The sequence below is a fragment of the Acinetobacter soli genome, assembly GCF_018139125.1.
Classification (GTDB): Bacteria; Pseudomonadota; Gammaproteobacteria; order Pseudomonadales; family Moraxellaceae; genus Acinetobacter; species Acinetobacter soli.
The window spans coordinates 2,325,405-2,348,283 of record NZ_CP073241.1; the positions used below are offsets into that span (position 1 = coordinate 2,325,405).

Below are 22,879 nucleotides of genomic sequence, written 5' to 3' on the forward strand. Positions count from 1 at the left end.
GTATTCGGGATGACGGATGCGAGCATTATCTCTGAATCAACAGTCTATTTGCTTTTTGATATCCTCGTGGTAAGAGTTGACCTTTCGATGCACGCTTACCGATGTATTTCTGAAGATCATCACCTTTTATTTTTAAATGCTGTTGACCCGCATCCACCTGAATTATTTCATTTAAGTTGAGTAATGTCATGGACAAAATTTGTTCTTTGTCTTCAAGTTGTATCAACTTATTACCCTTGCCTTTATTTAAAGTTGGTAATTCTGACAGATCAATAATCAGTAATCGGCCCGCCGAACTCAAAATTGCCACATGGGTAGAGGCCTGCAATGAAAGCAAAGGCAAGGCCGTCGCTTTTTCGGGAAGGCTCAAAAAGGCTTTACCGGCTTTGGCACTGGTATCGAGGTGTTTGGCTTGCGTTTTAAACCCGTATCCTGCGCTACTGACGGCCAGCAACTCGCTGTCATCGTCACCGATCAGTACCTGAATAAACGACACGCCATTGGCTGGCGAAAGCTTCGAACTCAGTGGCTCGCCAAGCCCTCGTGCCGATGGTAATGCATTGATTGCCAATGCATAGCTTCGACCTGTTTCGTCCAGCACATATACACGCTGGTTGGTTTTACCTACTGCATGACTCTGGTACTGATCTCCCGCACGATAATTAAGGTTCTCTGCATCGACTTCGCCTTTGGCAGCGCGAATCCACCCCGCTTCGGACAACACCACCGTCACGGTTTCCGCTGGAATTAAATCATGTTCTTTGATCTGTACCGCTTCTTCACGCTCAACAATTGGAGCGCGACGATCATCACCAAATTTTTTGGCATCTTCTTTCAGTTCATTAATGATCAGTGTTTTTAACGATTCAGGATTCTCAAGTTGTTCACGAATAATTGCAGCACGTGCAGCCAGCTCATCTTGCTCACGGCGAATTTCCATCTCCTCAAGCTTGGCCAAATGGCGAAGTTTAAGTTCTAAAATGGCTTCAGCCTGAATCTCATCGATATTAAAGTGCTGCATCAACACCGGCTTAGGCTGATCTTCTTCACGAATGATCTTGATCACGGTATCGATATCCAAATACGCAATCAATAGCCCGGCTAAAATGTGTAACCGCTTTTCAATTTTATTTAAATGGTACTGTAAACGGCGAGTGACCGTCGCTTTACGAATGTCGATCCATTCGAGCAAGATGCGTCGAATCGATTTCACCTGCGGTCGCCCATCGGCACCAATCATGTTGAGATTGACCCGATAACTGCTTTCAAGATCGGTGGTCGCAAATAAATGACTCATTACTGCGGCAGCATCTACACGATTTGAGCGCAGCACAATCACCAAGCGCGTCGGGTTACGATGATCTGATTCATCACGGACATCACTGACCAGTGGCAGTTTTTTGGCCTGCATTTGATCGGCAATTTGCGTGATCACTTTTGACCCTGACACCTGATATGGCAGCTCGGTAATAATAATCTCATTTTTATCGACACTGTACACCGCACGTACACGATAACTGCCACGACCGGTACTCTGGATTTTAAGCAGCTCGTCTTTTGACGTAATAATTTCTGCTTTGGTCGGTAAATCTGGCCCTGGAATGAACTCCGCCAGTTTTTGCTCAGACAGTTCAGGATTACGAATCAGCGCAATCGTACCTTTTACTACTTCACGCAAATTATGCGGTGGAATATCGGTCGCCATACCGACCGCAATGCCTGTGGTGCCATTGAGTAAAATATTGGGAACACGCGCTGGCAAGTTAATCGGTTCTTTGAGTGATCCGTCAAAGTTATCTTGCCAATCGACCGTTCCCTGACCCAGTTCACTCAGTAGCAATTCGCTATACGCCGACAGTTTGGCTTCGGTATATCGCATCGCAGCAAATGATTTCGGATCGTCTGGTGAGCCCCAGTTACCCTGACCTTCGACTAGCGGATAACGATAGCTAAATGGCTGAGCCATCAACACCATGGCTTCATAGCAGGCAGAGTCACCATGCGGATGATACTTACCCAGTACATCCCCTACGGTACGGGCCGATTTTTTGGGTTTCCCGGTCGATTTTAAGCCCAGTTCGCTCATGGCGTACACAATACGACGCTGTACAGGTTTTAGACCATCACTGATGTGGGGCAATGCACGATCCATAATCACGTACATGGCATAGTTCAGATATGCCTGTTCGGTAAACTCGGCAACGGAACGGTTCTCAGTCGCATGATGCGCAAGGCTGGTCATAACAACGAATCATCCTAAATAATAGTTTTGTCTTGTTTGTTATCCTATGTCGCCAGTCTTGGAGACACAAGGGTATGTCTCCAAGCAGTGCGTCAAATTATGTCTTATGATGTAAAACTAGCCAGTTTTCTAAATGAAAGCAATGCTTTTATGATTAAAGTCCAATTGACTCCAGTGTTTTTCCTTGGGTCTCTTCACCGAGCACCACAATCACCAAAGCCACAGCCAGCAATACCAGCGTGAACATCATAAAGACTTGATGAAATCCGTCGTGTCCAACCATCATATGTGTGACCACAATAGGCGCCGCAATACCGCCAATGCGGCCAATCGCAGATGCCCAGCCTGCGCCAAAGGCACGAATATTGGCTGGATATTGCTCAGGCGTATAGGTATACAAAACGCCCCAAGCGCCCAAATTGAAAAAAGACATTAAACAGCCCCAGACCATCACACTGAACATACTGTCGGCTTGACCAAACAGATAGGCCGAGATAGCACAGGCCGTGATAAAACTGGCAAGCGTCGCCTTGCGGCCTAGGCGCTCAATCAACCATGCCGCACACACATAGCCCGGTAACTGCGCCAAAATCATAATCAGCACATATTCAAAAGATTGCACCACGGTATAGCCCTGCTTAACCAACAGGCTCGGTAACCAAGTAAAAATGCCATAGTATGAAAACACGATGCCAAACCAGATCAGCCAAAGCATCAAACTTCGTCGGGCAAAGGCGCCCGACCAAAGCTGCTTAAACGAAACACGCTGCTTTTCGGCCACGGGTTTCACCACCAAATGCTCAATCACAGGTACGCCAGCTTGGCGTTCGATCTCTTGTACCAGCTCATGGGCTTCATCAATGCGTCCGCGATTGATCAGGTAAGGAATAGATTCTGGAATTTTTTTAATAATCACATAAACATAGAGTGCTGGAAGTCCACCCATTAAAAAGGCAATTTGCCAGCCAAATTTTGGTATAACGAAATATGAAACCAGTGCCGCGACCAACCAGCCCAAGCCCCAGAAACTTTCCAGCAATACAATAAATCGCCCACGCACATGCGAGGGAATATATTCACTGACTAAAGTCACCGCAACCGGAAGCTGCCCCCCCAAACCGACTCCCACAATAAAACGAAATACCAATAACCATGTCAGATTGGGTGCAAAAGCGCAGGCCGCAGTGGCCAGACTATAGATCAACAATGTGGTTGCAAACATGGTTTTTCGGCCAAAACGATCTGCCAATCCACCAGAGCAGACTGCACCAATCGCCATTCCGATAAAGCCAATACTTACAATCCAGCCACTTTCGGCTGGCGTTAGTGCCCAGTCCTTGACCAAAGTGGTTAGGATAAATGCAATGATGCCGGTATCTAATGCATCAAACATCCAGCCTAATCCGACCACCCATAACAAAGTATAGTGGAACTTTCCAACCGGCAAATTTTCTATTCGTGATACTAAATCCATGATCCAAACTCAATCAGTCGCGATGCGAGACATCAGGGGAAGAAACCAGTAACTTTATTTGTGTCACTTCTTGTTGCTTTTAAGTATACCGATGTTAACAAGAGGAATGCTGAAGTTTTAAAAATTAATTTTTATTGTGATATTAATCACATTATTCTGAGTGTACTTTACTGATGACAGTAAGTTCTAGATCAAGATAGGCACACGTGGGCATGGTGTGCCAAATGCTATGGTTAATGCTTGTCGGTCGATGAAGCGGAGTCAGCGTCGTCATCCTGATAAATAAATTTGGGCATTTCCAGTCCAAAATAAATCGCAATCACACGCAGTACAAAACCAAAAATCAGCGTAAAGATCACCGTTAGCTCAAGTGACATCCCAATCTGCAGGCATAGCCAATAACAAATTACGGCCACAAACGAAATACTGGCATATAACTCACGGCGGAATACCAGCGGTACGTCATTACATAAAATGTCACGCAAAATACCACCCGAAACACCCGTTAAGACACCCGCCACAGCCGATACCACAAAGCCATGCCCCATTTGCAGGGCAATCTGACAGCCAATAATAGTAAAGCCAATCAGGCCCAAAGCATCTAACAGCAGAAAAATATTGCGCAGATGGCGCATCCATTTGGCAATTAAAATGGTAACCAAGGCAGCACAGCAGGTCAGTACCAAATACTCAGGATGCTTCACCCATGTGAGCGGATAATGGCCCAGCAAGACATCTCGCACCGAGCCTCCCCCTAGTGCAGTTACACAGGCAATCAGGATGACACCGAACCAATCCATACTACGCCGACCAGCAGAAAGCGCACCAGTCATGGCTTCTGCGGTAATTGCAACAATATAAATAATCGTCAGTAACATCGCCTTCATCCGCTCAGGCTAAGAGATGGCGGTTATTCTAAGTCAGTTATAGAAATTTGGCACAACATTGTTTAAATTTTTTCTGCGAGCCACATACACATGGCTGTTTCATTGTGATGGGCATATCGAGTGTTGGATCAAGAAAATACCAGCGCCCAGCAAAATACACAAAATGCGAGATTTCATGATGCATCTGAGCCTGCTGACCATCATGATAATGCGCTTTAAACTCGACCTGCGCATGGCATTTGTCAAGTTTGGCAAGATGATGAATCACCTCAAGTTGAAGCCATGTATTGCGCTGACTCCAGTCTGCAATCGCGTCACGGTCTAGATAAGACTGCTGCCCCAAGGCGGTGGTCTGAATCAGATAATCAATCTGTTGTAATGCAAATGCACTATAGCGCGAGCGCATGAGCTGCTCTGCACTGCTTGCGTGTTGCTGCCCTTGGTGTAATGGAGCGCAACAACTCATGTAAGCACCCTGCCCACATGGACATGCCTGTATTGAAGTCATGACAATTCTCTGGATAAAAATAGCCCGATAACGGGCTATGCTTTAGGGAATGAAGCGGATTTAATCGTTACTAGAATGATGCGCAGGATCTGCCACGATATGCACTTTTTCAATTTTGTGTCCGTCCATGGTCACCACTTCAAAAATATAACCATCGGCAGCAACCTTTTGTCCGTTTTCTGGCAAACGCCCCAAATGAAACAACAAATAACCCGAAAGCGTTGAGTATTGTTCCGTTTCATCCACCAGATCGCGATTTAACAGTAAAGATACATGGCGAATATCGGTTGAACCTTCAAGAATCAACGATCCATCATCTAGACTTTCTGCTGCGGCTTCCAGCTCATCTTCGTCAGGAAACTCCCCTGCAATCGCCTCCAAGATATCGATCGGCGTCACAATACCTTCAATCGAACCGTATTCGTTGAGTACGATGGCCATTTGTAAAGGTGCTTGGCGTAGCTGTTCCATCACCATCAGTACCTGTGCATTTTCATGCACAATCATTGGCTCACGTACGTGATGGCTAAAATTCAATACACCCGTTTCCACATACTCGTTTAATACTTTATGTGTTAGGCAAATACCTTCAATGTTGTCGAGTTCACCTCGGGCTGCGATCAGGCGCGAATGTGTCATCGAGAGCAGACGTTCTTTGAGTAAAGCAGGCTCGACATCCAGATCGATCCACTCGATTTCCGGGCGCGGCGTCATCACCGACTTCACCGGACGCTCTGACAACCCCAATACACCTTGTACCATCACGCTATGATACGCGCTGTTTTCTTCATCGAACATTTCGTCGGCAAAGGCTTGTGTAGCCAATACATTTTCGTTTTCTTGCTGCTGAGTGTCATTACTGGTGCTGGCTGCTTTACCGCCAAGCATTTTCATGACGGCCGAAGCGGTGCGATAACGTAGATCTGTGGTCGTGACCAGCTTTTCCTGATTACGGCGCATGGTCTGGTTCATCATTTCAATCAGTACTGCAAAGCCGATCGCGGCATATAAGTAACCTTTTGGAATATGGAAACCGAAGCCTTCAACCACCAAAGAGAACCCGATCATCATCAAGAATGACAGACACAAGATCACCACAGTTGGATGTTTGTTGACAAAATCCATGAGCGGCTTAGACGCCCACAGCATAATTCCCACTGCAATAATGACGGCAATCATCATCACCGATAAATGCTTGACCATACCAACCGCAGTAATCACGCTGTCAAGCGAGAAGACGGCATCCAGCACCACAATCTGCACAATCACCATCCAGAACGTCGCGTGAACTGGGTTTTCCTCTTTCTGAAACTGCTTGCCTTCCAAGCGCTCATGCAATTCCATGGTGCCTTTAAACAGCAAAAACACCCCACCAAAGAGCAGAATAAGATCTCGGCCGGAAAAAGGATGGTCGAAAATATGAAATAAGGGTGCGGTAAGGGTAACGACCCAGGCAATTGAAGCCAGCAGGATCAGGCGCATGCCCAAAGCCAGAATCAGCCCGACAATTCGGGCAGTATTACGCTGCTCTGGCGGAAGTTTTTCTGCAAGAATGGCAATAAAAACCAGGTTATCGATACCCAGTACAATTTCGAGCACAACCAGCGTGGCCAGACCCACCCATGCAGAAGGATCAGACATCCATTCAAAAATCATTGATGCTTCTCCCCAAACGTCAATATTGGATGGATATAGTCAGGCCAAATGGCAGATCTTGCCAGACAAGATGAATGATAAAAATTGCTGAAAAAAACGAAAGCGTCAAAGCGACGACAACCACTACCCATGTTCATATATATGTTGTTAAACCGTTTTTCAGTATAGGCAAGATCAGTTGGAAATTCACCATTTTTATTGAACGGATATTGTTACCTGTTGCGGGCAATTACATGGTCATTTTGCGATCGTGTCGGGTTTTTGTGAGCCCGCGATAATTTGTCATAGTTCTTGCTTAATATTAAGCAATGCAATAACGTGATAAGGTAAAAATGAAAAGATGAATAGCGTAGTAGAAATGACCTTAGAGTTAAACAGCACAGCCAAAACAAGCCAACCCCTCATTGCCCTTTACTGCGGATCACGCGTCGGAAATAAACCCATTTACAAAGAAACTGCCATTGAACTGGCACAAGGTATTGCAGAACACGGATTTGGTATTGTCTACGGTGGTGCCAGCATTGGTCTAATGGGCCAGGTGGCAGATACCGTCCTTGAACACGGCGGAGAGGTCGTCGGTGTGATTCCAGAATTTATGCTGGATTATGAAGTCGCCCACTCTAAACTGACTGAATTACATGTGGTGCAAACCATGCATGAACGTAAAGCCATGATGGCCGAGCGTGCCGGTGCTTTTGTTGCCCTTCCGGGCGGACTGGGTACCTTTGAAGAAATTCTAGAAATTGCCACTTGGGGGCAACTCAATCAACATCAAAAGCCCATGATTTTATTTAATGTGAATGGCTTCTACGACGCCCTGATCGCACAGCTCGATCATGCAGTTGCAGAAGGTTTTCTTCCTCCCCAACATCGTGCCAAACTAATTGTCTGCGACACTTTTGACGAAATTTATGGCGCTGTTAAAAATCTCAATTCACCTCACCGTTTTATGGCATAAGCGCTTTGCGGCATGTGTTGCTTGATGGCTAACTACCATTACGCAATACATGGCTTGCAGTAAGACTATAGGCGTGTCTTGCATTTCATGCTAATTTTCACCTGACTTCTTTGCAATTCTTCATCTCATGAATGCCACCCCAACGCATCAACGCTTACAGCCCGAATACAAACTTCTGGTTTTGTTGGTTTCGATTGGTTTTTTTATGCAGGCGCTTGACACCACCATTGTCAACACAGCCCTTCCCGCCATGGCTCGCAGTCTCCATGAAGATCCACTTCGTATGCATGGTGTGGTGGTCGGCTATGTGTTATCTGTTGCTGCGTGTATTCCGCTCAGTGGCTGGCTGGCCGATCGTTTTGGTGTACGTAATACCTATTTTGCGGCCATTATTATTTTTACACTGGCCTCACTGGGCTGTGGTCTGTCGCAAAGCTTAAATGAGCTGATTGTTTTCCGTATCATTCAAGGGATTGGTGGGGCATTATTGTTACCCGTAGGCCGATTGGCGATGCTAAAACTAATTCCACGGACACAGTTTTTATCCGCCATGAGCCTGATGAGTCTGGCTGGATTGGTTGGTCCTTTAATCGGACCGACACTCGGCGGATGGCTGGTTGAGGTCACCACGTGGCACTGGGTATTTTTAATTAATATTCCCATGGGGCTTTTGGGGCTTTTAATCACCCTCAAGGCCATGCCAAACATTAAGGAAAAAACCGTTAAATCTTTTGATTTAAGTGGTTTTATCTTACTGCTCGTGGCGATGGTCGGTTTATCTTTAGGAATCGAACAACTCGCCAGCAAAGAATATCCGCAATGGGTCAGCCTCAGTTTACTTGGCGCTGGCATTGGCTCGGCATTCATCTATGCTTACCATGCACATATGCATGAGAACGCGTTATTTCGCAGCACACTCTTTCATAATAAAATTTACGCCATTGGTATTTTAGGGAACTTCTTTGCCCGTTTTGGCGGTAATGCCGTCCCCTTTGTACTGCCCTTGATGTTACAGGTGGCGTTCGGTTTTGAACCTTTTTATACCGGTCTGATGATGATTCCGCTGGTTTTGGGTTCATTGTTTTCAAAACCGATTGTGCGCCCAATTATTCAGCGTCTTGGGTATCGACGTGTATTGATCATCAATACGTTATTGGTCGGAAGCTGTATCGCAAGCTTTTCCCTGACCACGGCAGAAACACCTGAATGGCTGCGTGCCATTCACTTTTTTGTGTTCGGCACGCTCAATTCTATCCAGTTTGTTTCGATGAATACGCTTACGCTCAAAGACTTATCCCAGCAACATGCCAGTAGCGGCAATAGCTTTTTATCGATGATCATGATGCTATCTATGAGTATCGGCGTAGCCTTGGCAGGTACACTGGTCAATATTTTCAGTCAGCAGTTTGGTACACAAGACATGACCCGTACCTTTCATGCAACCTTAATCTGCCTTGGCTGTATTAATATTATTACCGCAGTGATTTTTTCTAAAATTCCGCGTAATACGCCAGTTTAACGATTCGACATGGTACAGCGTTTAACTTCTGGTTATGATGAAGCAGAGGATCGAGCCAAGATACACGCATGAAATCACGTCATATTTTTAAATCTATTTCTCCAGCTCACTGGTTAGGGCTGGGTTTTTCTGTGCTGTTGTTGATCTTGCTCTATTTTGGTTTTTTTTATAATCAGAAAGCTTCTGCACAAGATTATCCGGTAAAAGGGTTTGATGTCTCACATCATCAAGGTGAGATCAACTGGTCCAAAATTCCCGCTGATCAATTTCGTTTTGTTTATTTAAAAGCCACTGAAGGTGGCGATTATCAAGATCCCAAATTTCAAGATTATTGGTTAAAAGCGCGTGAACAACGGCTGCATGTTGGGGCCTATCATTTTTACCGGCTTTGCCGAGACGGTACGGTACAAGCAGAGAATTTTATTAAAACTGTCCCCACTAAAGCAGACGCACTTCCACCAGTGATTGACCTTGAGTATGACACGGCTTGCATCGATACATATACGCAAGAACAGTTGCTAAAGGAAATCCAGATCATCCACGATCGGCTTAAGGCCCACTACGGTAAACAGCCAATTTTTTATGTCTCAACACGTTTTTATCATATTGTGCTGATGGGACATTTTAAAGAAACGCCACTATGGATTCGCGAGTATGATCAAAAGCCCGAGCTTAAAGACCAGCGTGAATGGGTGTTCTGGCAATACAGCCGCAAAGGCAAAATCAAGGGCATTGAAAAACCAGTCGATCTGAATGTCTATGCAGGCTCCTTAAAAGAATGGCGTGATTTTGTCGCGCCCACCGTAAAGCAGTAGGCAGACCAGCATGCGAAAAATTATTCACATCGATATGGATGCCTTTTATGCGTCGGTAGAACTGCGTGAGCGACCAGAACTGCAACACTTGCCCGTGGTGATTTCCTCACATCATCCGCGTGCAGTAATTGCCGCAGCCTCGTATCCTGCACGACGTTACGGATTACGCTCGGCCATGCCAATGGGTCAGGCCCGTAAACTCTGTCCAGATCTGATCGTGATTGAGCCAAACTTTGAAAAGTATCGAGCGGTTTCACAACAGATTCATCATGTTTTTCAGCAATATACTTCGCTCATCGAACCCCTTTCCCTAGATGAAGCCTATCTGGATGTGACCGAAAATCTCAAGCAATTGCCCAGCGCCACCGATGTCGCCATTCATATTCGTCAGGATATCTGGAATCTGACGCATCTCACTGCATCTGCTGGTGTCGCACCGAATAAGTTTTTGGCCAAAATCGCATCTGACTGGAATAAACCAAATGGCTTATGTGTGATCAAACCCCATCAGGTTATGGACTTTATTCGCGATCTACCACTAAAAAAAATTCCGGGCGTTGGCCGCGTTACCCAAGCCAAACTACAGCAATTAAAACTCGAAACACTGGGGGATTTACAACATATCGATGAAGCCGTACTGATTCATCATTTTGGAAAATATGGCAAGCAACTGTATCTGTATGCGCAGGGAATAGACCATCGCGTGGTTCAAAGCGAGCGTGTGCGCCAGCAAATTTCCAAGGAAACCACTTTCGATCAAAACCTGTACCTCAGTGAATGTGACATCTACTGGCGACTATTGGCTGAAAAAGTCTGGCTATCGTTGCAACACAAACAATTGCAGGCACGTGGTATCAGTATCAAGCTTAAAACACCAGATTTTCAGATCTTCCAGCACAGTAAAAGCTTTAAACGCGCCTTGGCGTCGCTTGAAGAATTTCAGCATGCTCTGGGTGTGTTATTAACCGAAATGCAGCTACAGCCCGCTGCACAATATCGCCTGATTGGAGTGGGCGTCTATCAGCTTGGACCTCGTGAGAGCGATTCACAGCTTTCATTTTGGTAAGCAGTCAAATTTGATCAAAAAAATAAAACGGTCTTTGAAAAGTTGTTTCACTTTCTGGCTATTTTGGAGTACTCTTAGGCTCGCAAATGCATTTACCCATGTATCTGCTGCAATGTATACGGGACACCTTTACCCTATACATTATGTCCTGCGATTGGCGTGACGACCAAATCCGAATGTTGCAGGGCATCCGTTCTGAACGCATGGGATTCTCAAGTATCAATGGCTTCAAATCTAGCATCTTCTTCTTCCCACGAAAAACGCGCACGCAAAGCCGCTCTGAGTAGTTTTATCGGTGCCGTTGTCGATTGGTATGATTTCTTATTGTATGGCATTGTTGCCGCACTGATTTTCAATCAGCAATTTTTTCCAAGTATTAGCCCTGCAATGGGTACCCTCGCTGCTTTTGCAACGTTTGGGGTGGGTTTCTTGTTTCGTCCGTTAGGTGGTGTGGTATTTGGCCATTTTGGCGACCGCATCGGGCGTAAAAAAATGCTGTTTTTAACCGTTTTCCTGATGGGCACGGCCACAGTACTAATTGGATTATTACCCAACTTTGAGGCCATTGGTTGGTGGGCACCCGTTCTTCTGGTGCTACTACGAGCAATTCAAGGTTTTGCTGTTGGTGGTGAATGGGGTGGCGCAGCCTTGATGGCTGTTGAAAATGCACCGCAGGATCGAAAGGCATTTTACAGCAGTGGTGTTCAAATCGGATATGGCGTCGGCTTAATGCTCGCCACTGGTAGTGTTTCGGGCATTATTTATGTATTCGGACAAGAGGCTTTTGCCGACTGGGCATGGCGTATTCCCTTTATCGCCAGTGTGGTCTTGGTTCTCTGTGCCTTATGGGTTCGTGGCGGACAAGAAGAATCACAAGAATTTATTCAAGAAGTTGCAAAAACCAAGACCCAAACAACCAAAATTCCGCTATTTGAAGCGGTGCGTCAAAATCCTAAAGCGTTCTTTTATATTATTGCACTGCGTTTGGCCGAGCTACTGACCATGTATTTGGTCACAACCTTCGCGCTCAACTACTCCACTAAAAATCTAGGGATGTCTTCAAGCTTATTTCTGAATATTGGCTTGATGGTCGGTGCGATTAGCTGTCTGACCATTCCCTTTTTCGCACATATTTCCGACCGCTTTGGCCGTCGCCGGATGTGTGTGATAGGCGGTTTAATCGGGGCAATCTGTGCATTTCCTTTCTTTTTGGCACTTGAAAGTGGCTCTACGCTCTGGATCGTGATTTTCGCGATTTTGCTGGCCAATCTTTCACACGATATGGTGGTCAGTGTTCATCAGCCTATTTTTACCGAGCTCTTTGGCGCATCATATCGTTATAGCGGTGCAGGTGTAGGCTATCAGGTCGCCAGTATTGTAGGGGGCGGATTCACCCCATTCATCGCAACAGGATTGATTACGCTGGGTAACGGGCATTGGCACTATGTGGCATTTTATTTAACCTTGGGATGTTTATTAACTGCGTGTGTTGCAGCACGAATGAAAGCACAAGTACAATCGGCAGATCTTTCTTCTGGTTATCCCCATACAGGAAAATAAATGACCGTACAACGATTGCACGTCGAAAAGCGCTTCTCAGAAATCGCGATTGCTGGAAATCTGGTTCATCTTGCAGGTCAGTTGGCTAGCGATACGAATCTTGATATCACAGGTCAAACCCAGCAAACGCTGGATATTATCGATCGCTTTTTGGCAGATGCAGGTACAGACAAGCGCCATATTCTCTCTGTGATGATTTTCTTAAAAGATATTGAGCGCGACTATGCTGCAATGAACGCTGTCTGGGACGCTTGGTGTGCAGACATGCAAGCCCTACCGCGCACGTGTGTAGAAGCCAAAATGTATCATCCTGACGTATTGGTCGAAATGACCGTAACTGCCGTTAAGCCTTAATCAGCTTTTTGCAAAGATGCTGTATTTGACCAGTCGTTCACTGGGTTCACTGGTCATCACATAGCTCATTTCATTTGCTGCCTTGGCTGGATACACATCGCGACGCAGTGCTGCCAATTGTGGCACTTGCGTGTAATGTAAAATCCGATAACCTGCCGATTGCAGCAGTTGCTCTTTATAACTGTCATGCTGAGTGCGGCGGACGTGCAAAGGGTCGGAAAAATCAATCACCGCCAACACATGATACTGATGATCTAAAATCACAAAGTCGGCCACCATATTTTGGTATTTATAACGTGTCCGCGGTAATTTCGTGGTGATCAAGGCATCGAAAGACACTCGAGCCAAGACGGTCAGTTCTGGCAATGCCTCTTTAAGACGATTGAAAAATAGTTGTTCATGCGCACTAAATACGGCACGCTGTTTCAGTATACTGTCATTTTTTTGTTTCCGCTGTAGCCCCTTCAGACTGGCAAAAACAAACAGGGCAAAAATACCCACAATCAAGAACCAATACATGTATCTCATTCCTTTTATCTATTTTTATAGTTTCGGTTTACAGCCGAATTTTAAATCTTGACCCAATTTTTTATCATCATGGTCAAACGCTTCCATCGCATGTGTTTAACTTAAAGTGTTCTCCTGCCTTTGGCAAGTACGACCTTCGGACAAATGCTGCTTTATCAGGCCAATGTTTGAATCACTTTCATGTGATGCGTGGCATATCTCACTTTAATTCATCTCATAAAAACTGTTATCTTCAAATCAGTTAACGCTTACGGTTACATCTATGACATGATCAATTGCTGGGCCAAAGTGCAATGGGAATATCTTCCTTTTTTTATGTATAAGTTTTGCGACTTGAGTCGGATAAAAAAGCGCCTCTCTCAGGAAGCGCTTTTTTATAGGTCTTATCGGTGTGATTTACTACGTGGCTTGGAGCGCTGTGACTTCGAATCGGATGACTGCCGATCTTTGGTTTCACGTGGAGGCAAGCCCGTGTGCTGCGTCAGGATTTGACCTTTTTGCGGTCGCTTCTGGCCTTGAGAGGCAGATTGCTGAGCACTTCGTTTAACCGAATCACCTGCTGCAGTCGAGTTTTTCTTACGCGCTGATTTGTATTCACCTTCTGTGCCCTTCGGCTGATAGGTTGGAATCAAATGCTGCTTAGAGTTACCAATCAAGTCGGCACGGCCCATTTCTTTTAATGCTTCACGCAGCATTGGCCAGTTATTTGGATCATGGTAACGCAAGAATGCTTTATGCAAACGACGACGTTTTTCACCTTTCACGATATCGACGTTTTCAGTGTAGCGTGCCACTTTGGCCAACGGGTTTTTGCCCGAATAGTACATAGTGGTGGCGGTGGCCATTGGCGATGGATAGAAAGTCTGCACCTGATCGGCACGGAAACCATTTTTCTTCAGCCAGATTGCCAAATGCATCATGTCGTAATCCGAAGTACCCGGATGCGCCGCAATAAAATACGGAATCAGGTATTGTTCTTTGCCTGCTTCTTTACTAAAGCGCTCAAACATTTGCTTAAAGCGGTCATAGGTTCCGATGCCCGGCTTCATCATTTTTGATAAAGGCCCTTGCTCGGTATGCTCTGGCGCAATTTTTAAGTAACCGCCCACATGATGCTGTACCAATTCTTTGACGTATTCAGGGTTCAAAACTGCCAAGTCATAACGCAGGCCTGATCCAATCAGAATTTTTTTCACGCCCTTGATCTGGCGGGCTTTACGGTATAACTGTACCAAAGGTGCATGATCAGTATGCAAATTCTGACAAACGCCCGGATAAACACACGACGGTTTACGGCAGTTCTTTTCAATTTCTGGATCTTTACAATGCAAACGGTACATGTTTGCCGTTGGGCCACCCAAATCCGAAATGATCCCGGTAAACTGCGGCGCAGTATCCCGAATTTTTTCAATTTCACGTAAGATCGAGTCTTCAGAACGGTTCTGGATAATCCGTCCCTCATGCTCAGTAATCGAACAGAAGGTACAACCACCAAAGCAGCCACGCATGATATTGACCGAAAATTTGATCATATCAAACGCTGGAAAACGTGCATTTCCATAAGATGGATGCGGTAAGCGAGCATACGGCAAGTCAAACACATAATCCATTTCTTCCGTAGTAAGCGGAATTGGCGGTGGATTAATCCACACATCACGCTCGCCATGACGTTGCACCAAGGCACGGGCATTCCCCGGATTGGTCTCTAAATGCAAGATACGGTTGGCATGCGCATACAGCACCTGATCGTTGGCGACTTCTTCAAAAGAAGGCAGACGAATTACGGCCAGTTCACGTGGCGGTAATTTATGCTTGATTGCTTTCGATGTCGCAGGCTGGAGCTGCACAATTTGCGTATCTGGGTCGAGTTGATCACCTTCACGAATAATCGGATTCGCAACAATTTCTTTTTGAAAATTCTGATACTGGGCCAGTGAATTGCCTTTTTCTTTTTCGACTTCACAGCCGTCGATATCTTCCGTCATCACATAAGGGTTGATAATCGGATCGACACGGCCAATGGTGTCGACATCGTTACTGGCAATCTCAACAAATTTTGCTTTCGCAGCTTTATTATGTTTATTGATAATAAATGCAGTACCACGCACGTCATTGATGTCATGAACTTTTTCACCTTTTGCCAAACGGTGCATCACTTCAATCACTGCACGTTCGCCATTCCCATACATCAGTAAATCGGCTTTAGAGTCCATGAGAATGGAGCGACGAACTTTGTCCGACCAGTAATCATAATGCGCGATACGACGTAAGCTTCCTTCAATTCCGCCAAGTAAAACCGGAACATCCGGAAAGGCTTCACGGCAGCGCTGACAGTACACCGTTGCCGCACGATCTGGACGCTTATTCGGCGCATTATCCGGTGAATAAGCATCATCCGAGCGGATTTTTCGATCTGCCGTATAACGGTTGATCATCGAATCCATATTACCGGCAGTCACGCCCCAAGCAATGGTCGGCTTACCCAAAACACGAAAGCTCTCGACATTGGTCCAATCGGGTTGTGCGATAATCCCGACACGAAACCCTTGTGCTTCGAGTACACGACCGATCACACCCGATACAAATGACGGATGGTCGATATAGGCATCGCCACAGACCAAAATAAAATCGCAGGCATCCCAGCCAAGTTGGTCCATTTCCTCGCGTGACATCGGCAAAAATGGCGCAGGTTCAAAACACGACGCCCAATATTTGTCGTAATCAAACAGCGCTTTTGGCGCGGTCTGCATGGTATAGGCTGTAGACATAGCTTGCGATTCTCGGCTTGCTGAAGTGATGGGATAACATCAAAGATGAAAGCCGAGCATTTTAACATGAATACCCTTCACTTTTCAGAATTATAAAAATCGTAGAAACAATGACATAACAATTAAATTGTATAAAGTTTAGACAGCTTTCAATTATGTTGCCAACTCGTGTGGCAACATACGATTTTTCTCGATACTGACTCTGTATTTAAAACAGTGCTTTGGGTAGTTTGATCTGAATGATTTCATTATCATCGGCAAGTTTGGCATTGCGACCAGATGATCCAGGAAAATTATTGTCATTAATGACGGTAAGTGTATTGCCATTTTCAATCACAATATCTTCAATGGTTTCAAACGGAAACGCAAAATTTTGTCCCGTGCCGAGATCACCGTTTCGTGCAGTGGCATACAATAAATCAGGATTAGCAATCTGCATCAAATCGACTAAATCCTCACGATTAACCAGTTGGCCCGATGCATTGAGTTGAATGCGGATCAATTTTTTATAACCGCCTAAATTATTCTGGGTGGCATCGCGCTCGATAATAATACCTTGTTTGTCATTAAACAGTTGAAAGTCACCGATATTGGTGGCTTTGCTATCCAGTGCAAACCAGTAATACTGACCCGTATAAGCTTTTTTCTTGAGATCAAATTGTGAAATCAACAGATGGCGCTCGCTGTCATGCAAAGATTTGATCGGTTTTTCGATCAATGGATACAAATACTGCCCATCAGGTGAAATGGCCATGCCTTCAAAGCCGCCACTTTGCTGAACCAATGGTTCGACATAATTGATTTGAGCTTTATTCCATTGGTTTTGAGGCGAGCGTAATTCTTGCGCTGGATTTAAAGGATGAGGTAATGGAATAGGTGCATCTAGCAACACCCCTTCTGCTGAAAAATGCAATAAATATGGACCAAACTCATCACCGATCCAATACGTTCCATCAGGCGCGCGCTGCATCGATTCTGGATCGAAATCTGCACCTGTCAATAATCGTTCAGCACTATTGCCATTAACAATATCAAATGGAACGCGCTTGTTTGAATCGCGCAGCTGAATAAAGCTTTGTACCGTTACAGTGCCAGAGCCTTGGTTTTTGGTTTTAAAATCAGGGCTCAGTTTATAAATTCTAAGTAGAAAATCGGCAGAATTATCTTGCGTCCCGAAACCGTTATCCGCCATAACCATATAGCTGCCATCTTTGTTTTTTAAGGCTGCGGAAAACCCTTGTACAGGCTGTCCTTTAAAAGGCGGATAAATACCATTGGCACCTTTTACGGCCTTACCCGAATCTGGCCCGCTGGCATAGGTGTCTACAGGAAGTTTAGCAAAGGCCACCAAGGTCGGTTGACTGATCGAATCATTCAAGCTGGGCTGCGATGCATCATGCTCATCGTTACATCCAGCTAAACCCATCAATGCGCCACACAGCATCGCCAATACCGTTTTATTTTTCATGAAATGAGATCTAGAATTAGAATTTAGCTCATTAAATCAGCTGAATGTGAAGGTTTGACTTCAACGGTATGACATCTTGATGTTCAATCCACCTAAACCAGTGTGATAAAGAACCAGAGCGGGTTTCAGCTCCCTTCTCTCTGGTTATTTACACTAAATAAAACGATTGTATTGTTATATTGAGCTACACATAGTTCACTTTTAACATCATTATTTTGACTGGACTGCTGTATATTCTGTAATGGCTTGTCGGCCAATAGCAGGGTCGTCCGTAAAAATACCATCTACGCCAGCTTGAAAATAAAGCTTCATTTCCTTGATCGATCCAGATGCACATCGCTCATCTAAGCGCGCACTGCATCGTAAGGATTGTGGTAAGAAATTGTTTTCAGGACGAAAGGTATAGGGATGCACTTTTAGTCCAGCCAAATGCGCATCGGTTACAAAGGCTGTGGTTTGTGTCATATCGGTATTTTTAAAGATATAGGATTTCGCTGGGCCTACACCATTGGCATATTGGGCGACATCTTTTAAACCCTGAGCCGTAGCCATGTCGGCATAAGTGGTTTTCGCTCCCTTTGCGACGGCATCGGCAGGTTGACTCGAAGATGAATCATAGAGTTGAATCAATTGTGCACGTTGCACACTTTTCAGTGCGGCCAGCTGCTGTTTAAGATATTTTAAATTTTCAACTTCAAAAGACTGTAAATATATCGGTGCGATTTTTTGCGAATACTCATACTTTGCTAAAGTCTTGAGAAGAGGATCTTCAAGAGATAAATTTAACGTCTTAAAGTAAGTCGGATGCTTGGTTTCAATATATAAACCAATCACTTTGCCTGTTTTTTTATAATGCTGATTGGCCAGATCAATAATTTCATCTAAAGTCGGTATGCTGTACAAATCATTGAACTGTGTATTGGCAGGGCGATACTGTGGAATGCGTTCGCGCGCTTTGAGTTGCTGCAATTCTTTTAAGGTGAAATCTTCAGTAAACCAACCGGTTATTGATACACCATCGATCACTTTAGTGGTTTTTCGATTAGCAAATTCAGGTAGGGTCGCTACATTGGTCGTGCCGCTGATTTCATTTTCATGACGTGCAACCAGTACCCCATCTTTGGTAGAAACCAAATCTGGTTCAATAAAGTCAGCGCCATCATCAATGGCTTTTTGATATGAAGCAAGCGTATGTTCAGGACGTAATGCACTGGCACCGCGATGTCCAATCAATAAAATTTTAGGTTCTTGAACACTGGTACTTGGAGAAGCTGCCAAATCATCATGATCATGGTCATTACACCCACTCAGTGCAATCAAACTCATGCACCAAAAGACTTTTTTTAACATGTTGTCGCTCTAATTTTTTAATTTGAGCTCAAAGTTTGGACTAAAAACTTGTCAACGACATGACAAAAGCGTTAAAAAATAGAGAGCTTCTGGATTACAAAGCTGATTTTTATATACGTTTTTCCACTTATTTTCAGGCATAAAAAAGCCCCCTTAACGTATGTTAAGGGGGCTTTCGTATTTAAAAGCTGGCGATGACTTACTCTCACATGGCTAACGCCACACTACCATCAGCGCGAAGAGGTTTCACTTCTGAGTTCGGGAAGGGATCAGGTGGTTCACTCTTGCTATTGTCGCCAGCAAACTGTTTATGGACATTTTCGGGTCTTACTTAGACTGTGGATTGTATCTCACAGCGTGTGCCGTACTTTGTACCAAATGAGTTTAACGGATTGGAATATTGAGTCGGTATTTTATGTTCTAGCTTTCACTAAATCAAGTATTCGTATCGAATTTATCTTGATACAACAACTGTTTGGGTGTTGTATAGTCAAGCCTCACGAGCAATTAGTATTGGTCAGCTTCACATATCACTATGCTTCCACATCCAACCTATCAACGTCCTAGTCTTGAACGGCTCTTTAGAGGAATAAATTCCTAGGAAATCTTATCTTGAGGTAGGCTTCCCGCTTAGATGCTTTCAGCGGTTATCCCTTCCGAACATAGCTACCCGGCGATGCGACTGGCGTCACAACCGGTACACCAGAGGTTCGTCCACTCTGGTCCTCTCGTACTAGGAGCAGATCCTCTCAAATTTCCAGCGCCCACGGTAGATAGGGACCGAACTGTCTCACGACGTTCTAAACCCAGCTCGCGTACCTCTTTAAATGGCGAACAGCCATACCCTTGGGACCTGCTTCAGCCCCAGGATGAGATGAGCCGACATCGAGGTGCCAAACACCGCCGTCGATATGAACTCTTGGGCGGTATCAGCCTGTTATCCCCAGAGTACCTTTTATCCGTTGAGCGATGGCCCTTCCATACAGAACCACCGGATCACTAAGACCTACTTTCGTACCTGCTCGACTTGTGGGTCTCGCAGTTAAGCGCGCTTTTGCCTTTATACTCTACGCGTGATTTCCGACCACGCTGAGCGCACCTTCGTACTCCTCCGTTACTCTTTAGGAGGAGACCGCCCCAGTCAAACTACCCACCAGACATGGTCCTCGCCCCGGATTACGGGGCAGAGTTAGAACCTCAACATTACCAGGGTGGTATTTCAAGGATGGCTCCAATGGAACTGGCGTCCCATCTTCAAAGCCTCCCACCTATCCTACACAAGTAAGGTCAAAGTTCAATGTCAAGCTGCAGTAAAGGTTCACGGGGTCTTTCCGTCTAGCCGCGGGTACACTGCATCTTCACAGCGATTTCGATTTCACTGAGCCTCTGCTGGAGACAGCGCCGCCATCATTATGCCATTCGTGCAGGTCGGAACTTACCCGACAAGGAATTTCGCTACCTTAGGACCGTTATAGTTACGGCCGCCGTTTACTGGGGCTTCGATCAAGAGCTTCGCTTACGCTAACCCCATCAATTAACCTTCCAGCACCGGGCAGGCATCACACCCTATACGTCCACTTTCGTGTTTGCAGAGTGCTATGTTTTTAATAAACAGTTGCAGCGGCCTGGTTTCTGCGGCTGTCAATCGCTCAGGGAGCAAGTCCCATCACCATCAACAGCGTACCTTCTCCCGAAGTTACGGTACCATTTTGCCTAGTTCCTTCAGCAGAGTTCTCTCAAGCGCCTTGGTCTACTCGACCTGACCACCTGTGTCGGTTTCGGGTACGATTCCTGTGTAACTGAAGCTTAGAGACTTTTCTTGGAAGTATGGTATCAGCCACTTCGCTAGTAAACTAGCTTGCTATCGACTCTCAGCATAGAGCACCCCGGATTTGCCTAAGATGCATGCCTACTGTCTTCCACCTGGACAACCAACGCCAGGCTGACCTAACCTTCTCCGTCCTCTCATCGCATTACACAGAAGTATTGGAATATTAACCAATTTCCCATCGACTACGCCTTTCGGCCTCGCCTTAGGTCGACTCACCCAGCCCCGATTAACGTTGGACTGGAACCCTTGGTCTTTCGGCGAACGGGTTTTTCACCCGTTTTGTCGTTACTCACGTCAGCATTCGCACTTCTGATACCTCCAGCAGACTTCTCAATCCACCTTCATCGGCTTACAGAACGCTCCCCTACCACGTAACTTAAAGTTACATCCGCAGCTTCGGCACATAGTTTTAGCCCCGTTACATCTTCCGCGCAGGCCGACTCGACTAGTGAGCTATTACGCTTTCTTTAAAGGGTGGCTGCTTCTAAGCCAACCTCCTAGCTGTCTATGCCTTCCCACATCGTTTCCCACTTAACTATGATTTTGGGGCCTTAGCTGGCGGTCTGGATTGTTTTCCTCTTGACTACGGACGTTAGCACCCGCAGTCTGTCTCCCGGATAGTACTCATAGGTATTCGGAGTTTGCATCGGTTTGGTAAGTCGGGATGACCCCCTAGCCGAAACAGTGCTCTACCCCCTATGGTATTCGTCCGAGGCGCTACCTAAATAGCTTTCGGGGAGAACCAGCTATCACCAGGCTTGATTAGCCTTTCACCCCTATCCACAAGTCATCCCCTGGCTTTTCAACGACAGTGGGTTCGGTCCTCCAGTTAGTGTTACCCAACCTTCAACCTGCTCATGGATAGATCGCCTGGTTTCGGGTCTATACCCAGCAACTATACGCCCTATTAAGACTCGGTTTCCCTACGGCTCCCTATGCGGTTAACCTTGCTACTGAATATAAGTCGCTGACCCATTATACAAAGGTACGCAGTCACCGAACATGTCGGCTCCCACTGCTTGTATGCATGCGGTTTCAGGATCTATTTCACTCCCCTCACAGGGGTTCTTTTCGCCTTTCCCTCACGGTACTGGTTCACTATCGGTCAGTCAGGAGTATTTAGCCTTGGAGGATGGTCCCCCCATATTCAGACAAGGTTTCACGTGCCTCGCCCTACTCGTCATCATTGCGTGTGCCCTTTCGTGTACGGGAATATCACCCTCTACGTTCGCACTTCCCAGAGCGTTCCACTAGAACACACACAACTTAATGGGCTGTTCCCCTTTCGCTCGCCGCTACTAAGGGAATCTCAATTGATTTCTTTTCCTAAGGGTACTGAGATGTTTCACTTCCCCTCGTTCGCCTTGCATGACTATGTATTCATCATGCAATACCTATCTTATGATAAGTGGGTTTCCCCATTCAGACATCTCCGGATCAAAGGATATTTGCCGCCTCCCCGGAGCTTTTCGCAGGCTATCACGTCTTTCATCGCCTCTGACTGCCAAGGCATCCACCACATGCACTTAATTACTTGACTATACAACCCCAAACAGTCGCTAATGCCTACAAGTAGCATTATCAACATTACAGTTTGAAGTACTGTGAATTGAATCACCGTACAGCTTCAATCTAAATTCATATACCAAAACGCTTGATTCAGTTAATTTGCTAGTTCTCGGATTAAATAGTCACCTAACAATTGCTTGTTAGCTTCTTATTTAATCGAGTTTGAACAATTTATTTCAGACTCAATATTTTCCAATCTGTTAATGAATTAATGTGTCTTCGTCAGATCACACTAAACTGTGATAAATCACAGAACTTAATAAAATAAGATCTCAAGACCTTCTTTTTACTAAGTTCTATAATCTACACCTTAGCCGTACTCTTTA

General features: G+C 45.4%; 14 protein-coding genes, 2 rRNA genes and 1 pseudogene. 6 read left to right on the forward strand and 11 right to left on the reverse strand.

All coding sequences use genetic code 11. From position 1 onward, the window contains the following. Positions 1–25: 25 nt before the first annotated feature. From parC to KCV09_RS10745, 5 genes are all read right to left on the reverse strand, one after another. On the reverse strand, positions 26–2,242 hold the full coding sequence (gene parC / locus KCV09_RS10725; protein ID WP_004944182.1) for a DNA topoisomerase IV subunit A: 2,217 nt from the start codon (positions 2,240–2,242) through the stop codon (positions 26–28). A 154-nt stretch (positions 2,243–2,396) separates the two neighbouring features. Next, on the reverse strand, positions 2,397–3,716 hold the full coding sequence (niaP, locus tag KCV09_RS10730) for a niacin transporter NiaP (RefSeq protein WP_004932126.1): 1,320 nt from the start codon (positions 3,714–3,716) through the stop codon (positions 2,397–2,399). A 233-nt stretch (positions 3,717–3,949) separates the two neighbouring features. Then, a complete protein-coding gene (locus KCV09_RS10735; protein WP_004932123.1) occupies positions 3,950–4,594 on the reverse strand; it encodes a trimeric intracellular cation channel family protein in 645 nt (214 codons plus the stop codon). 46 nt (positions 4,595–4,640) lie between these two features. Beyond that, entirely contained in the window at positions 4,641–5,111 is a 471-nt protein-coding gene (locus KCV09_RS10740; RefSeq protein ID WP_151809381.1) for a YchJ family protein, read from the reverse strand. A gap of 60 nt (positions 5,112–5,171) precedes the next feature. Then, positions 5,172–6,767 carry a TerC family protein gene (locus tag KCV09_RS10745; RefSeq protein ID WP_004932118.1) on the reverse strand — a complete coding sequence of 532 codons (1,596 nt, stop codon included), beginning with the start codon at positions 6,765–6,767 and terminating at the stop codon, positions 5,172–5,174. 340 nt (positions 6,768–7,107) lie between these two features. Between KCV09_RS10745 and KCV09_RS10750 the strand changes: the two genes are divergently transcribed. The 6 genes and pseudogenes from KCV09_RS10750 to KCV09_RS10775 all read left to right on the forward strand — a co-directional run bounded on the left by KCV09_RS10750 (position 7,108) and on the right by KCV09_RS10775 (position 13,039). Further along, on the forward strand, positions 7,108–7,725 hold the full coding sequence (locus KCV09_RS10750; RefSeq protein WP_004932115.1) for an LOG family protein: 618 nt from the start codon (positions 7,108–7,110) through the stop codon (positions 7,723–7,725). Between the two features lie 127 nt (positions 7,726–7,852). Further along, positions 7,853–9,244, forward strand: a complete 1,392-nt coding sequence (gene mdtD, locus KCV09_RS10755) for a multidrug transporter subunit MdtD (protein ID WP_048765990.1) — start codon at positions 7,853–7,855, stop codon at positions 9,242–9,244. 146 nt (positions 9,245–9,390) lie between these two features. Beyond that, positions 9,391–10,059: pseudogene (locus KCV09_RS10760) on the forward strand (glycoside hydrolase family 25 protein); the annotation flags it as partial. Positions 10,060–10,069: 10 nt separating this feature from the next. Next, positions 10,070–11,125: a DNA polymerase IV gene (gene dinB / locus KCV09_RS10765; RefSeq protein ID WP_004932106.1), complete on the forward strand. Its 1,056-nt coding sequence runs from the start codon at positions 10,070–10,072 to the stop codon at positions 11,123–11,125. 222 nt (positions 11,126–11,347) lie between these two features. Then, complete coding sequence (gene shiA / locus KCV09_RS10770) at positions 11,348–12,685, forward strand: shikimate transporter (RefSeq protein WP_004932103.1); 1,338 nt, start codon at positions 11,348–11,350, stop codon at positions 12,683–12,685. Beyond that, on the forward strand, positions 12,686–13,039 hold the full coding sequence (locus tag KCV09_RS10775; protein ID WP_004932099.1) for a RidA family protein: 354 nt from the start codon (positions 12,686–12,688) through the stop codon (positions 13,037–13,039). Here the strand turns inward: KCV09_RS10775 and KCV09_RS10780 are convergent, their stop codons facing one another. The 6 genes from KCV09_RS10780 to KCV09_RS10805 form a co-directional block, all read right to left on the reverse strand. Further along, positions 13,040–13,558 carry a DUF2726 domain-containing protein gene (locus KCV09_RS10780; protein ID WP_076033358.1) on the reverse strand — a complete coding sequence of 173 codons (519 nt, stop codon included), beginning with the start codon at positions 13,556–13,558 and terminating at the stop codon, positions 13,040–13,042. 392 nt (positions 13,559–13,950) lie between these two features. Further along, a complete protein-coding gene (locus tag KCV09_RS10785; protein WP_212515115.1) occupies positions 13,951–16,335 on the reverse strand; it encodes a YgiQ family radical SAM protein in 2,385 nt (794 codons plus the stop codon). Between the two features lie 208 nt (positions 16,336–16,543). Then, a complete protein-coding gene (locus KCV09_RS10790; RefSeq protein ID WP_151814957.1) occupies positions 16,544–17,803 on the reverse strand; it encodes an esterase-like activity of phytase family protein in 1,260 nt (419 codons plus the stop codon). A gap of 210 nt (positions 17,804–18,013) precedes the next feature. Continuing rightward, entirely contained in the window at positions 18,014–19,153 is a 1,140-nt protein-coding gene (locus KCV09_RS10795) for a glycerophosphodiester phosphodiesterase (RefSeq protein WP_151809386.1), read from the reverse strand. A 186-nt stretch (positions 19,154–19,339) separates the two neighbouring features. After that, positions 19,340–19,454 (reverse strand): 5S ribosomal RNA (gene rrf, locus KCV09_RS10800). 185 nt (positions 19,455–19,639) lie between these two features. Next, a 23S ribosomal RNA gene (locus tag KCV09_RS10805) occupies positions 19,640–22,524 on the reverse strand. Positions 22,525–22,879 lie beyond the last annotated feature (355 nt).

Excerpts from the sequence above, each read along its gene's own strand:
- shiA (WP_004932103.1), top strand. The coding sequence starts at position 11,348 with ATGGCTTCAAATCTAGCATCTTCTTCTTCCCACGAAAAACGCGCACGC.
- KCV09_RS10740 (WP_151809381.1), bottom strand. The coding sequence starts at position 5,111 with ATGACTTCAATACAGGCATGTCCATGTGGGCAGGGTGCTTACATGAGT.
- KCV09_RS10795 (WP_151809386.1), bottom strand. The coding sequence starts at position 19,153 with ATGTTAAAAAAAGTCTTTTGGTGCATGAGTTTGATTGCACTGAGTGGG.
- KCV09_RS10775 (WP_004932099.1), top strand. The coding sequence starts at position 12,686 with ATGACCGTACAACGATTGCACGTCGAAAAGCGCTTCTCAGAAATCGCG.
- KCV09_RS10745 (WP_004932118.1), bottom strand. The coding sequence starts at position 6,767 with ATGATTTTTGAATGGATGTCTGATCCTTCTGCATGGGTGGGTCTGGCC.
- KCV09_RS10780 (WP_076033358.1), bottom strand. The coding sequence starts at position 13,558 with ATGTATTGGTTCTTGATTGTGGGTATTTTTGCCCTGTTTGTTTTTGCC.
- mdtD (WP_048765990.1), top strand. The coding sequence starts at position 7,853 with ATGAATGCCACCCCAACGCATCAACGCTTACAGCCCGAATACAAACTT.
- dinB (WP_004932106.1), top strand. The coding sequence starts at position 10,070 with ATGCGAAAAATTATTCACATCGATATGGATGCCTTTTATGCGTCGGTA.
- parC (WP_004944182.1), bottom strand. The coding sequence starts at position 2,242 with ATGACCAGCCTTGCGCATCATGCGACTGAGAACCGTTCCGTTGCCGAG.
- niaP (WP_004932126.1), bottom strand. The coding sequence starts at position 3,716 with ATGGATTTAGTATCACGAATAGAAAATTTGCCGGTTGGAAAGTTCCAC.
- KCV09_RS10735 (WP_004932123.1), bottom strand. The coding sequence starts at position 4,594 with ATGTTACTGACGATTATTTATATTGTTGCAATTACCGCAGAAGCCATG.
- KCV09_RS10750 (WP_004932115.1), top strand. The coding sequence starts at position 7,108 with ATGAATAGCGTAGTAGAAATGACCTTAGAGTTAAACAGCACAGCCAAA.
- KCV09_RS10790 (WP_151814957.1), bottom strand. The coding sequence starts at position 17,803 with ATGAAAAATAAAACGGTATTGGCGATGCTGTGTGGCGCATTGATGGGT.
- KCV09_RS10785 (WP_212515115.1), bottom strand. The coding sequence starts at position 16,335 with ATGTCTACAGCCTATACCATGCAGACCGCGCCAAAAGCGCTGTTTGAT.